Genomic DNA, 13,905 nt, shown 5'->3' with positions numbered 1-13,905 from the left:
CTGTCAATCTACATTTGGATATTGTCGTTATATTATTCAGATAAATGTAAAAAAGCAGCGCCACGAACGCCGCCCGCATCACCATAACGCGCTTTTTCAATGCGTGGCAATCGGGCCACTCGTAATAAGTGCTGCGGTAAACGTTTTGGCAGTTCCTGATAGATCTGCTCGAAATTAGACAAACCACCGCCAATCACCACTAAATGGGGATCCAGCATCGTCAATAAATTACCCAAACATACCGCCAGCACATCCATAAAGCGTTCAACATGCGCCACAGCTTTAGATTCACCAGCATTATAGTTGGTAATAATATCAATCGCGGACAAGGATTGTTGATAGAAGTGTTGGTACATCCATTCAAAGCCACGCCCAGAAATATAATTCTCGATACAACCATTATGGCCGCAACCACAAGGTACTCGCGGAATATCGGCTCCCAGAATATCCAGCGCATCAACCGGCAAGCGGAAATGACCAAATTCACCGGTAATATGATTGCGACCACCAACAATACTGCCATTGACGATAAGCCCGCCCCCCACACCGGTGCCAAGAATCAAACCCAGAACCGTTGGATAGTGACGAAATTCCGGGTCCCAAGCTTCGGAAAGCGCAAAACAGTTAGCATCATTATCAATTCTAACTTCGCGCTGAATCCGTTGGGAAAGGTCGCCCTGTAATGATTGCCCCATCGCCGCTGGCACGTTAGCAGTAAATACGGTGCCATCGTCAGCATTAGGTAAACCGGGGATACCGATACCCACACTGCCTTTAACGCCACAATAGGCATCGGCTTCCAACGTCAAACTTTGTAATACTTGCAGTAATTGCTGATAGTCTTCGCGCGGTGTAGGGACTCGCTTATGCCAGATTCGCTGTAGGTTGGCATCAAAAACGCCTAACTCTATCTTGGTGCCGCCCATATCAAAACCGTAGTACATAAGCTCGCCCTTATTTATTATTGTACCTTTGAACTTGCCGCCGCAGGAGGATCTCTCCCCACCAGCAACGCCCATTTCTTAGGCTAATGGATACATGCTACTGCCCACTCAATACCCGTGCTGGGTCAATACGGCTGGCTCGACGGGCCGGATACCAACTGGCGATTAAACTCAGCACCAGTGCCGTTGCCAATACGCAGGCCACATCAAACCAATGCAGCTCTGAGGGCAAGAAATCGATAAAGTAGATATCGCCGGACAAAAATTGATGCCCGATCAGCGTTTCCAGCCCACGGATAATGTTGGTCAATTGCAGAGAGACAATCACCCCCACCACCGCCCCGCTGACACTGCCGATAAGCCCCGCCAATAAGCCATACCAGATAAAAATGGCGCGTATCAGGCCATCTTTGGCCCCTAAGGTACGCAGTACCGCAATATCGCTGCTTTTATCTTTAACTGCCATAACCAGCGTGGACACAATATTAAAACTGGCCACGCCGATCACCAGTACCATAGCTAAATACATGATAGTACGGATCATTTGGATATCACGGTACATATAGCCGTAAGTCCCAATCCAACTACTGATATACACATAAGCATTGGTCACTTCACCCGCGCTGCGTACCAGTTTGTTGGCGTTGTAGACGTCATCTACCTTGATGGCGAGACCAGTGACACTGTCACCCATTTCTAAATATTGCTGGGCATCAGCCAAAGGCACCAATGCCAGACTATGATCCAACTGGCCACTAAGCTCAAAAATGCCCGCGACCTGCAAGCGAATACGTTTGGGTTGCAGCAGCTTCATTTCAGGGTCGCTATTGGGGATCATCACCGTCAGCCATGAGCCCTGTTTAACCCCCAAAGCATCTGCCAGCCCCTTACCTAAAATAATCTGCTGCTGACCGGCTTTGAAATTCGCCCAAGCATTGCCAAGCACAAAACTGGGTAAGGCACTAAGATGCTGTTCGGCTTCAGGATCGACCCCTTTAACCGATACCGCGCGCAATTGCGTTGCGTTTTCGATCAAGCCGGTAAAGTTGATATAAGGAGCCGCAGCCACAATACCGGGTACTTTTTCAATACGTTGCAAAGTCTCTGGCCAGCCACTGAACGGCTGATTAACCACTGCAATCTCACCGTGTGGTACTACCGCTAAAATGCGGTTTTTTAGCTCACGTTCGAAACCGTTCATTGCACTTAAGCCGACGATCAACACCGCAACGCCCAAGGCGATACCCAAGGTTGAAATCACCGAGATTAACGACACCATGCCGCCGCGACGACGACCACGGCTAAAACGCAAACCGATTAACAGTGAAAGTGGCGAAACGCCCATTACTCGGCCCCCACCAACGTCAAGTGCTGCTGTAGTTGGCCGTCACGCATCTCCAACTGGCGACTCATTCGCTTCGCCAATTGCAAATCGTGGGTGACCACTAAAAATGCCGTCCCCTGACGGACATTCAATTCACCCAGCAGATTGAAGATGCTATCGGCATTGCGCTGGTCAAGGTTACCGGTGGGTTCATCCGCCAGCACCAGCGAGGGGTTATTCACTAGCGAACGGGCGATTGCCACTCGTTGACGCTCACCGCCAGATAACTCTGATGGCCGATGCTTGCTGCGTTTTTCCAAACCAACCGCTGTCAACATGGCGTGAGCTTTCTCCTGCGCATCGCTTGGTTTAGCGCCACCAATTAATAGCGGCATAGCGACGTTTTCTAATGCAGTAAAATCAGGCAGTAAATGGTGGAATTGATAGATAAAACCTAATTCACGGTTGCGCAGCTCCGCTTTTGCCGTGGAGGAGAGTTGATTCAGCGAGCGCCCTTGGTAAATCACTTCACCCGAGGTCGGAGAGTCCAGCCCCCCCAGCAAATGCAATAAGGTACTTTTACCTGAGCCAGAGCTGCCGACAATCGCCATCAACTCGCCCGCTTCAATAGTAAACGACACATTACGCAATACGTCGGTATGCAGTTGACCTTCCTGATAGCGTTTGCACAGGTTTAAACACTGTAATAAAGGATGATTACTCATAGCGTAAAGCCTCGGCAGGTTGTGCGGCGGCAGCGCGCCAGGAAGGGTAAAGCGTGGATAGCAAAGCGATTGCCATTGCCACCAGAGCAATCACGGTCACCTGAATGGGGTTAATCTCCACTGGCAAAGAGGCTCCATCAATCAATATGCCAAGAACCGGGATAATGGTATTCAATTGGCTGGCCAGTAAAATGCCAAGCCCAGCGCCAAGCAGTGCGCCAATCACCCCTGCAGTGGCCCCTTGCACCATAAACACCAGCATGATTTGGCGGCGGCTTAACCCTTGAGTTTGCAAAATAGCCACCTCTCCCTGTTTTTCCATCACTAACAAGCCCAACGAGGTAATGATATTAAAGGCCGCAACAGCAATAATCAGGCTAAGCAGCAGCCCCATCATATTTTTTTCCATCCGTACTGCTTGGAAAAGCTCACCTTTGCGGTCACGCCAATCTTTCCAAACCGTGCCTTCTGGTAAGGTTTGTTGGCTCAAGCTATCGACTGCCAGCGGTTGCGACAAGAATAAACGCCACCCGGTAATATTACCTGCGGGGTAGCGCATCAAGCGCGATGCATCCTGTTGATTGACCAACATTTGGTAGCCATCAACTTCACTGTCTGCGGCGAATGTGCCGATAATATTAAACAGACGCTGGCTAGGAATACGCCCCATTGGCGTGAACTGGCTGGCGCTGGGCACCATCAAACGTAATGTCTCACCCCGTTTAACACCCAATTGACCGGCTAGCTTTTCTCCGAGGATCATATTGTAACTCCCCGGCTGCAAATCCTTTAGTTTCACATTGACCAAGTAATCAGCCAGGGGTTCGCGCTGTTCCGGGTCAATACCCAGCATCACCCCGGCGGCCAGATTCCGTGCACTCTGCAACACCACATCCGCGGTGGTCAAAGGCACAATATCGGTAACGCCCGTCAATGATTTTAAGGCTGAAACGGGGATTTTATTGGGATCGAGAGAACCTTGCGGCGTGGTGATCAGCGCCTGCGGCATCAGCCCCAAAATGTTATTTTGCAAATCACGCTCAAAACCATTCATTACAGATAAGACCGTAATCAACGCCATCACGCCAAGCGTGATGCCAATGGTAGAAAGCCACGAGACAAACCGACCAAAACGGTCGGATGCACGCCCGCGCATATAACGCAGGCCAATAAATAAGGCGACAGGTTGATACATGAAATCTGTTTAGATCCTGTTGCTAAAGCAAAGTGATCGAGGATAATAAAGGGTACTACCGCTTTATGGAACCATTAACCGCCTATATCTCCGGCTTTTATTCCAAATCAGAGCGCCAATCTGTGGCTATGCCCTCGCACGTGCTAGGATAGCCGCCGAGATAATTTGTTATCTGTTGTGCTGATACTGAAACACGGGTCAATGATACCCTGGTCATTGAAGTTGCGGATAGGCGGCAAGCAAACACCCCTACAGCTTCAAGGATGAAGGGTAAACCACATCTAAGATAAGAGACTGTTTAACTGCTTATGTCCCAACAACATCGTTATGCATTGCCGACGCGACGTGGAGATACCCGTCAATTAGGCCAGTTGACTGGCTCAGCTTGCGCAGTCGAATGCGCAGAAATCATTGAGCGCCATGATGGCCCGGTAATGTTAATTACCCCTGATATGCAAACGGCGCTGCGTCTGCGTGATGAGATACAACAATTCTCTTCCCGTCCGGTGAGCACCCTCTCCGACTGGGAAACACTGCCCTACGACAGTTTCTCGCCTCATCAGGATATTATTTCAGCGCGCCTTTCTTGCTTGTACCACCTTCCAGCGATGGATCGCGGCGTTATTATTCTCCCGATTAATACTTTGATGCAACGGGTATGCCCGCATGAGTTCCTGCACGGTCATGCGCTGGTGATGAAAAAAGGCCAGCACCTGTCGCGGGACAAACTGCGCGCTCAATTAGAGCAAGCAGGATACCGCAGTGTTGATCAAGTGATGGAACACGGTGAGTTTGCCACTCGTGGTGCACTGCTAGACCTGTACCCAATGGGTAGCGAAGAACCCTACCGAATTGATTTCTTTGATGATGATATTGATAGCTTGCGGGTATTTGATGTTGATACCCAGCGCACACTGTCGGAAGTTGAGCAGATAAACTTACTGCCCGCCCATGAGTTTCCAATCGATAAAACCGCGATTGAGTTGTTCCGCAGCCAGTGGCGTGAACAGTTTGAAGTTCGCCGTGATGCTGAACATATTTATCAGCAAGTGAGCAAAGGCATCTGGCCGGCCGGTATTGAATATTGGCAGCCGCTGTTCTTCAGCCAGCCGTTGCCTTCACTCTTTAGTTATTTACCTGAAAATACCTTACTGATTAACACCGGTGACCTAGAAAACTCAGCAGAGCGCTTTTGGCTGGATGTTAACCAGCGCTTTGAGAGCCGCCGGGTTGACCCAATGCGCCCATTACTGGCGCCCGAAACCTTATGGCTGCGGGTTGATTCACTCTTCAACGAGCTAAAAGAGTGGCCGCGCGTTCAGTTTAAAACTGACAAACTGCCGACTAAAACAGCCAACACCAATTTGGATTATCAGGCATTGCCTGATTTGGCGGTTCAGGCGCAGCAAAAAGCCCCACTGGATAATCTGCGGCGCTTTATTGAGTCCTTCAGCGGCAGTGTGGTGTTCTCGGTCGAAAGTGAGGGCCGGCGTGAAACCTTGCAAGATTTGCTGGCGCGCATAAAAATCAGTCCGACCCTGATAACTCAGCTATCTCAAGCCACGGTTCCTGGTCATTATCTGATGATTGGGGCCAGTGAGCGCGGCTTCCTTGATACCGATAAGCAGTTGGCGCTGATTTGTGAAAGCGACCTGCTCGGCGAGCGTGTGAGCCGCCGTCGGCAAGATAATCGCCGGACTATTAATACTGACACTTTAATTCGCAATTTGGCTGAGTTGCGCCCCGGCCAACCGGTAGTTCACTTAGAACATGGTGTCGGTCGCTATCTCGGTTTGACCACCCTTGAAGCTGGCGGCATCAAAGCTGAATACCTGATATTGACCTATGCGGGCGAAGATAAGCTGTATGTGCCGGTCTCATCATTACATCTCATCAGCCGCTACTCCGGTGGCGCCGATGAAAATGCCCCACTGCATAAACTGGGTGGTGATGCCTGGAGCCGGGCGCGGCAAAAAGCCGCTGAAAAAGTGCGCGATGTGGCTGCCGAGCTGCTGGATATCTATGCACAGCGCGCGGTTAAATCGGGCTTTAAATTCAAACTCGATCGCGAGCAATACCAGCTATTCTGCCAAAGCTTCCCATTTGAGACCACGCCCGATCAAGAACAGGCAATCAATGCGGTTCTCAGCGACATGTGCCAACCACTGGCGATGGACCGTCTGGTGTGTGGCGATGTTGGCTTCGGTAAAACCGAAGTGGCTATGCGCGCGGCTTTCCTGGCGGTGGCGAATAATAAGCAAGTTGCGGTTTTGGTGCCGACCACCCTGCTCGCCCAACAGCATTTTGACAACTTCCGCGACCGCTTTGCCACTTGGCCAGTGCGGATAGAAATGATGTCGCGCTTCCGTAGCGCCAAAGAGCAGCAAGTGATTCTGGAACAAGCCGCTGAAGGGAAAGTCGATATTATTATCGGCACCCACAAGTTGCTGCAAAGTGACCTGCGCTGGCAAGACCTTGGCCTGCTGATTGTTGATGAAGAACATCGCTTCGGGGTGCGCCATAAAGAGCGAATCAAAGCGATGCGCGCTGATGTCGATATCCTGACACTAACAGCCACGCCGATCCCACGCACCTTGAATATGGCAATGAGTGGCATGCGCGACTTGTCGATTATTGCCACGCCACCGGCACGTCGTTTAGCGGTAAAAACCTTTGTCCGCGAGTACGACAGCTTGGTGGTGCGGGAAGCGATCTTGCGTGAAATTCTCCGTGGGGGGCAGGTTTACTACCTCTACAACGATGTAGAAAACATCGAAAAAGCCACCCAACGATTGGCGGAATTAGTGCCAGAAGCCCGTATTGCCATTGGTCACGGCCAAATGCGAGAGCGGGATCTTGAGCGTGTGATGAATGATTTCCATCATCAACGTTTTAACGTTTTGGTCTGCACGACCATTATCGAAACGGGGATTGATATTCCCAGCGCCAATACCATTATTATTGAGCGGGCCGATCATTTTGGTCTGGCACAGCTGCACCAATTACGAGGCCGAGTCGGGCGTTCTCACCATCAGGCTTATGCTTACCTGCTCACACCGAATCCAAAAGCCATGACCACCGATGCCAAAAAACGGCTCGAGGCCATTGCATCACTGGAAGACCTGGGCGCTGGCTTTGCGTTGGCAACCCATGATCTGGAGATTCGAGGTGCCGGTGAACTGCTCGGCGAGGACCAAAGCGGTCAGATGACTACCATCGGTTTCTCACTGTATATGGAGCTACTGGAAAGCGCGGTAGATGCGCTGAAAGAAGGCAGAGAGCCGTCACTGGAGGATTTGACCAGCAATCAAACCGAAATTGAAATGCGCATGCCGGTGTTACTGCCCGAAGACTTTATTCCAGATGTGAATGTCCGGCTTTCGTTCTATAAGCGTATTGCTAGTGCGCGGAATGAAACCGAACTCGATGAGTTAAAAGTGGAGCTAATCGATCGCTTTGGCAAACTCCCGGATGCCGCCCGTTATCTGTTACATACCGCAGAATTGCGCCAGCAGGCACAGAAGTTAGGTATCAAACGAATTGAAGGTAATGAGCGCGGGGGCTTTATCGAGTTTGGTGAGAAAAACCAAGTTGATCCTGTCTATCTGATTGGTTTGTTGCAACGCCAGCCGCAGATATTCCGGCTGGAAGGGCCAACTAAACTGAAGTTTATGCAGGACTTGAGTGATAGAGCGCAGCGGCTGAAGTTTATCAGTGAGCTGCTGGCGTCATTTGCTCAACATCGAGTGGCTCAATAAGATAACTAGCGCGGGTTTCAGATATGAGAAACCCGCGTAATGCTAATGCCACTCGTTTATTCAGCAAATTAGACGATCAGAATTAGCACTAAACACGGGTTCTTAATGCAAGGTCTTGGACAACAGATTTTCTATTATGCTCGGTTGTTCAGTATCAGTTGACCATTTTTATCGATTGGAATCTGCGTGCCTGGATCACGATCCATGCGAATTTTCCCCTGCTGATCGCCAATTTTGTAGGTTACGTCATATCCCAACATTTTCTGTGACTTATCGTAAACAGTTTGGCAACGTTGTTGGGTTGTGGTGTAAGTATCACTCTCCTGCATATTACTTTGGACGCGATTACCGGCATACCCGCCCGCTAAAGCACCCGCTACAGTGGCAATATCTTTACCTCGACCGCCGCCTACCTGATGGCCCAGAACCCCACCAGCAACAGCACCCAACACTGAACCCGCTATCTGATTCTCGTCCTGCACCGGCTTACGGTGAGTGACGGTCACATTACGACATTCCTGGCGAGGCGTTTTAACCGTCTCTTTAATCGGTGTCGCAGTAAGAACTTGTGCATATTGCGGTGCGCCGGAGAAGACATTCATACTCGCGACAGCGGCAATTCCCAGAGCAGCCGCGATACCGATACCCACACCTGCTAACATTGATTTGTTCACAGGAAATCCTCCTGAAAGTGTTACCACGCATCTTCTGCCGCAGAATTCCAAAATAAAAAACGAAAATCTGTCAGCGCCCGGTATTTGAGGGTTGACCTCTTATTAGCGGAATACGGCGTGCGTGACTCGCCGTCTGTAAACACATGAAGTCTGCACACTGTGCTTTGGCCTAGCAATAAGACAAATGGACTAAACACCCAGATAATAGGTGTGAATGCATATGTTTAGGAGGAATCCGACTGCGATAATTTGTTACTGCGGAGTTTTATGCTGAAAATTTAGCATTACGTGCGAAAGCCTTTAGCTTTCCGTGCGCCACTAAAAGCAAAAAACCGCCACCATCATCGATGGCAGCGGCCTGTTTAACCAATCATTCTTCAAGCTGCATGTGCGTTGGCTACGCTCATTGCCACATTAGTGGAGTTTTAACCGCGGTCTAATAACTCGGTTAATCCCACCCACCAGCATCATCAGACCGGTCTTGGTATAACCATGCAGTGCCACCTGATGCATACGATACAGCGAGATATACACCACGCGGGCCACACGGCCTTCCACCATCATCGAACCGCGCATCAGGTTACCCATCAGGCTACCGACAGTACTGAATTTCGACAGGGAAACCAGCGAGCCGTGGTCTTTATAGATATAAGGTTTCAGCGGCTGCTCATTTAGCAAGGCCAGAATATTGCTGTAGCAGCGGCTGGCCATCTGATGCGCAGACTGGGCGCGTGGAGGCACGAAACCGCCGTTGGGTTGTGGGCAAGAAGCACAGTCACCAATCGCAAAAATATTCGGATCACGGGTGGTTTGCAGCGTTGGCTCAACCACCAATTGATTAATACGGTTGGTTTCCAGCCCGGCGATATCTTTCATAAAGTCCGGTGCTTTGATACCCGCAGCCCATACCATCAGGTCCGCATTGATGAACTCGCCATCTTTTGTATTCAGCCCCTTTTCGTCAGCGCTGGTGACCATAGTTTTGGTCAATACGCGAACACCCAGCTTAATCAATTCCTGATGAGCCGCAGCGGAAATACGTGGCGGCAGTGCCGGTAGAATGCGCTCACCGGCCTCAACCAGCGTGACATTCAGCGCCTGATTATCCAAGCCCTCAAAACCGTAGCTATGCAGCTGTTTCACCGCATTGTGCAGCTCAGCAGAGAGTTCAACGCCGGTGGCACCACCACCGACGATGGCGATATTAACTTTGCCCTTTTCACCCGGTTGTGCTGAATATTTCAGGAACAGGTTGAGCATTTCATTATGGAAGCGGTGCGCCTGATGCGGGTTATCCAGGAAGATACAGTTTTCTTTCACCCCCGGCGTACCAAAGTCATTTGAGGTGCTGCCCAGCGCCATCACCAAAATGTCATAGCTCAATTCGCGCTGAGTGACCAACACATCACCGTGTTCGTCGCAAATCTCAGCCAGACTGAGGGTTTTGGTTTCACGATTAATGTTGGTTAAAGAACCCAACTGGAAATTAAAATAGTGGTTACGAGCATGAGCAAGGTAGCTCAGTGCATCAACACCATCATCCAGAGAACCGGTAGCCACTTCATGTAACAGCGGCTTCCACAAATGACTGTGGTTACGATCAACCAAGACGATCTCAGCTTTTTTGCTGCGACCCAGCTTATGACCCAGACTGGTTGCCAGCTCAAGACCGCCGGCACCACCACCAATAATAACGATTTTTTTCTTCGGCGTTGTCAAAATGACCCCCTAAATGTGAACCAATTGTTAGCTAAGGGTAAAAGAATAATATCCTTAGATAACATAGGGTTCGATGATGCTAATTCAATAATCTGTAGTCAGAATATCACGCAGGGTTATTTGGTCATACCAAAATTGATATATATCAACTTTTTTTGATTAAACTGGCAGCAGAGCAAATTTTTCTGGAAGAAGATTCAAATAGTTAGCGTTTAGTCACAGTTTACGATTTTTCTATCTGATGGGAGATAAAGATCTATTCTAGGAATTTATGTCATAAAAATGGCCTGAAAAAAGTATGTTGCCTCCTTTTTCCAAGCCAGATAATAAAGCGTAAACAGCACTGTAGTTAACCAACCATTAACAAAAAACCATTTTAATTGCTGGTTATTCACTCACTCGCTGTTGACTAGCCGAGGGTTTTAAAGGCCTTGATCCGCTGAAGATGAGGGGAAAGATCCTTAAATTTATGAGTCTGTTTATCATCCCAGACAATTTCATAATAATGATGCAAATCACCGGCAGTTTGCTGGCTATCAAGCATTTCATCATGACGCGACAATACTACCAGACAGCGGTCACGGTTTTTCTCGCGGAAGTCATTAACACACTTACTGGCAATATCAATGTACTCTTCCGGGCGATCGATTTTTCCGCTCATGTTGTTTTGCGGATAAAGATTTGGATTGAAGGCAACTTGGCGGATCCCACACAGGAAACCAATACGTTCTGCCCAGAATCCGCCTAAACCCACACCACAAATCAGTGACTTAGCATCACCACCTTGCTGAATGGCTTTATCGACTTCTTTCAGTAAATGCTGCATATCATGGCGCGGATGCAAGGTGCTGTAACTGATAAAGCGTACATCCGGATCGATGAATTGCAGTTGCAGGACTTTCTCGTGATTACCCGGGCTGTTGGAATCAAAACCATGTAAATAGACGATCATATTTATCCTCGCTACGACATTTGTTTATGTGCATCCCAACGCTCACTGAGTGCTGTTAATGCCTTATTCGCCTGCTGCCAACGTGATGATGCCATCAACGCCTGGCGGCTGAACTGCCCAGAATGATACAAGCGCGCCACTTGGTCTGCTTTGACCGGAGACAGGTTATCTAACACACTTACCGCGCCCTGACGGTTATTGCAGACCAGAATCATGTCGCAGCCAGCATCCAAAGAGGCCTGCCCGCGCTCAGCATAACTGCCCATGATTGCGGCACCTTCCATGGATAAATCATCAGAGAAGATGATGCCATCAAAGCCAAGCTCTTGGCGCAGTATGGTTTGCAGCCAGTAAGCTGAGCCACTTGCCGGGCGCGCATCACCTTCAGTATAAATCACATGGGCGGGCATGATGGCATCCAGTAATCCCCGGGCGATCAGTTCGCGAAATATAACCATATCATGAGTACGGATTTCTGCCAGCGGTCGATTATCCCGTGGCGTCTCTTTATGTGAGTCTGCCGTGACTGCGCCATGGCCGGGGAAGTGTTTACCGGTAGTTTTCATACCCGCGCTATGCATCCCACGAATAAAGCACTCGGCCATATTCATCGCTTGTTGCGGGTCGCTATGGAATGAACGCTCGCCAATCGCGGCACTGACATGACCAATATCCAATACCGGTGCAAAACTGATATCAATATCCATTGCGATCATTTCAGCAGCCATCAACCAGCCCGCTTCTTGCGCCAGTTGAGCGGCAGTGGCCGCATCATTAATGGCGGCAAACGACTGAGCCGCTGGCAGGCGGGTAAAACCCTCACGAAAACGTTGAACCCTGCCGCCTTCCTGATCAACCGCCACCACTAGGCGCTCATGGGATGCCGCCCTAATTTGACGCACTAACTCACGCAACTGTTCGGCATCATGAAAATTACGGCTGAATAGAATCAAGCCCCCCACTAGCGGGTGCTTTAAAATCTCACGTTCTTCCGCATCCAGCTCATAGCTGGCAACATCTAGCATCACTGGACCCACGACAACTCCATAAATTTTATATTTAACATCAAAAAGAGAGATTGAATCGCTGACGTAGCGGCGCAGCCCATTGCAAAAATTGACTGTTCCCAGTCTGTTGCCAGCGCACCTCAAACCACATCAACATCAGGTAATCAATCCACGGTAACCAGCGCGGTATCTGACGGGATAAACGTGCAATGTCATGATAACCCTGCTCACTATGGCAATAGTGCTGTAAAAAAGCCTGCTGTTGCGCCATTGACCATTGGTTACTGCCAAACAGCGCGGCGATATCGAGTGCAATATCGCCATCCGCAGCATATTCCCAGTCAATTAATTTTAGCCCAGTCGGAGTCATTAAAAGATTGCCGGGATGAATATCCATATGCAGAGGGGCCAGCTTCACCGGTTGCGGCAGTGGTTGGCGGATAAAATCATGCTGGAGCCGCAACCAGCTTGGTGAGCGGCGCTTGGGATCAATCAGACGCCCATAACGGATGAGCTGACCACGTAAATCCAGCCGATAGCCACTGGCAGGCAAATGATGCAGGCGGGTCATCAGACGTGCCAACTGACCATTATCTGATAATTCAATGAATTGCTCATTAGTGACAACGTCACCTTCAAGCCAATTAACCACTAACCAGCGCTGATTGGCAGCAATAATCACCGGGGATAAATCGCTACCCGCCACATGCCGCAGCAGTTTACGCTCCTGCCGCCGGTTAACCCCCAACTGGGCTTTTTGCGCCGATTGCTCACGCGCCAGCCAGTCAATATTCGGGGCACTGTTTGACCGTTGGGAAATGCGCCAACTTTCGCCGGTTAGGCCTGACACCGGGCTAATATGACAATCGGCGGTTTTCACCGCCGGATTGATGCTGGCAATAAGCGCATAAAGAGAGGGATCAGCGCTTGACCGGGCCATTACCTGACCAGATGATTTCGCCGGTTTGCGCCTGCATTAATTGCATTTCGATAGTCGGTGATTTCACATCGCCACTGACATCGCTGTACAGCACATATTGGGCGCTGACATAACGGGCCAGACCAATCGCTTTGCTACGCGAACCCAGGCTATCTTCTTCTGATAACCCCAGTGTTTGCTTAGCAACAGCCAGTTGCTGCGGCGAGATCAACACAAACTTTTTATTGGATGTCAGCACCTGATGCAGTGCCGAGGTCGCTTTAGCGGTTTGTAATGCCCCGTTGGTATTATTTTTGACGCTATCGAGCAGCAATATGCTGCCATTGGCGACATCGTTACTATTAACCATTTGTGCAACCAACGGCTCGACACTGCCAGCCCAGTCAATCGACTGCTGCATTTTTGGTGGCTGCGGCACTGTGTCTACCGGTGGAGGAGTTTCAATTACGGGTGGTGTGACCGGCTCAATGGTGACGGGTGGCGTGGTGGTTGGCTCAGTAGGTGCCCGAGTCATACAGCCTGTCAGCACCAGTGCCGCCAAAGCCACAGATAAATACCTTTTCATTGTCCCACTCCAATAGCGCGATGATATCCCCTTGGTTCTTGAAATTGCACAGGATTTCGCTTGCTACCTCTCTGCAACGCCAAGTTCTTTGGGCATAACAAT

General features: G+C 49.8%; 11 protein-coding genes. 1 reads left to right on the top strand and 10 read right to left on the bottom strand.

Annotated features, from left to right (window positions below):
• Nucleotides 1–32: 32 nt before the first annotated feature.
• From nagK to lolC, 4 genes are all read right to left on the bottom strand, one after another.
• Nucleotides 33–944 (bottom strand): N-acetylglucosamine kinase, encoded by a 912-nt coding sequence (nagK, locus tag FTA96_RS16645; RefSeq protein WP_050135452.1) that lies wholly within the window; start codon nt 942–944, stop codon nt 33–35.
• 97 nt (nt 945–1,041) lie between these two features.
• Nucleotides 1,042–2,289 carry a lipoprotein-releasing ABC transporter permease subunit LolE gene (gene lolE / locus FTA96_RS16640; protein ID WP_050151094.1) on the bottom strand — a complete coding sequence of 416 codons (1,248 nt, stop codon included), beginning with the start codon at nt 2,287–2,289 and terminating at the stop codon, nt 1,042–1,044.
• Nucleotides 2,289–2,993 carry a lipoprotein-releasing ABC transporter ATP-binding protein LolD gene (lolD, locus tag FTA96_RS16635; protein ID WP_050317886.1) on the bottom strand — a complete coding sequence of 235 codons (705 nt, stop codon included), beginning with the start codon at nt 2,991–2,993 and terminating at the stop codon, nt 2,289–2,291. The genes lolE and lolD overlap by 1 nt, the downstream gene beginning before the upstream one ends.
• Nucleotides 2,986–4,188 carry a lipoprotein-releasing ABC transporter permease subunit LolC gene (lolC, locus tag FTA96_RS16630; RefSeq protein WP_145574340.1) on the bottom strand — a complete coding sequence of 401 codons (1,203 nt, stop codon included), beginning with the start codon at nt 4,186–4,188 and terminating at the stop codon, nt 2,986–2,988. Before lolC ends, lolD begins: the two co-directional genes overlap by 8 nt.
• A gap of 308 nt (nt 4,189–4,496) precedes the next feature.
• On the opposite strand from lolC, the gene mfd reads away from it, so the two are divergent.
• Nucleotides 4,497–7,946, top strand: a complete 3,450-nt coding sequence (mfd, locus tag FTA96_RS16625; RefSeq protein ID WP_050109073.1) for a transcription-repair coupling factor — start codon at nt 4,497–4,499, stop codon at nt 7,944–7,946.
• A gap of 134 nt (nt 7,947–8,080) precedes the next feature.
• Here the strand turns inward: mfd and FTA96_RS16620 are convergent, their stop codons facing one another.
• From FTA96_RS16620 to lpoB, 6 genes are all read right to left on the bottom strand, one after another.
• Nucleotides 8,081–8,620 (bottom strand): glycine zipper 2TM domain-containing protein, encoded by a 540-nt coding sequence (locus FTA96_RS16620; protein ID WP_050109072.1) that lies wholly within the window; start codon nt 8,618–8,620, stop codon nt 8,081–8,083.
• Nucleotides 8,621–9,034: 414 nt separating this feature from the next.
• Nucleotides 9,035–10,339 carry an NAD(P)/FAD-dependent oxidoreductase gene (locus FTA96_RS16615; protein WP_050109071.1) on the bottom strand — a complete coding sequence of 435 codons (1,305 nt, stop codon included), beginning with the start codon at nt 10,337–10,339 and terminating at the stop codon, nt 9,035–9,037.
• A gap of 409 nt (nt 10,340–10,748) precedes the next feature.
• The gene (ycfP, locus tag FTA96_RS16610; protein WP_050109070.1) at nt 10,749–11,291 is read right to left on the bottom strand and encodes an alpha/beta hydrolase YcfP; all 543 of its coding nucleotides are present in this window, start codon (nt 11,289–11,291) and stop codon (nt 10,749–10,751) included.
• 11 nt (nt 11,292–11,302) lie between these two features.
• Complete coding sequence (gene nagZ / locus FTA96_RS16605; protein WP_087818150.1) at nt 11,303–12,328, bottom strand: beta-N-acetylhexosaminidase; 1,026 nt, start codon at nt 12,326–12,328, stop codon at nt 11,303–11,305.
• Nucleotides 12,329–12,356: 28 nt separating this feature from the next.
• Complete coding sequence (gene thiK / locus FTA96_RS16600; protein ID WP_145574339.1) at nt 12,357–13,238, bottom strand: thiamine kinase; 882 nt, start codon at nt 13,236–13,238, stop codon at nt 12,357–12,359.
• The gene (gene lpoB / locus FTA96_RS16595) at nt 13,219–13,803 is read right to left on the bottom strand and encodes a penicillin-binding protein activator LpoB (protein ID WP_050109067.1); all 585 of its coding nucleotides are present in this window, start codon (nt 13,801–13,803) and stop codon (nt 13,219–13,221) included. Before lpoB ends, thiK begins: the two co-directional genes overlap by 20 nt.
• Nucleotides 13,804–13,905: the final 102 nt, after the last annotated feature.

The organism is Yersinia alsatica, assembly GCF_902170305.1.
In the GTDB taxonomy this organism is placed as follows: Bacteria; Pseudomonadota; Gammaproteobacteria; order Enterobacterales; family Enterobacteriaceae; genus Yersinia; species Yersinia alsatica.
This window is presented reverse-complemented; position numbering and strand designations above follow the sequence as displayed.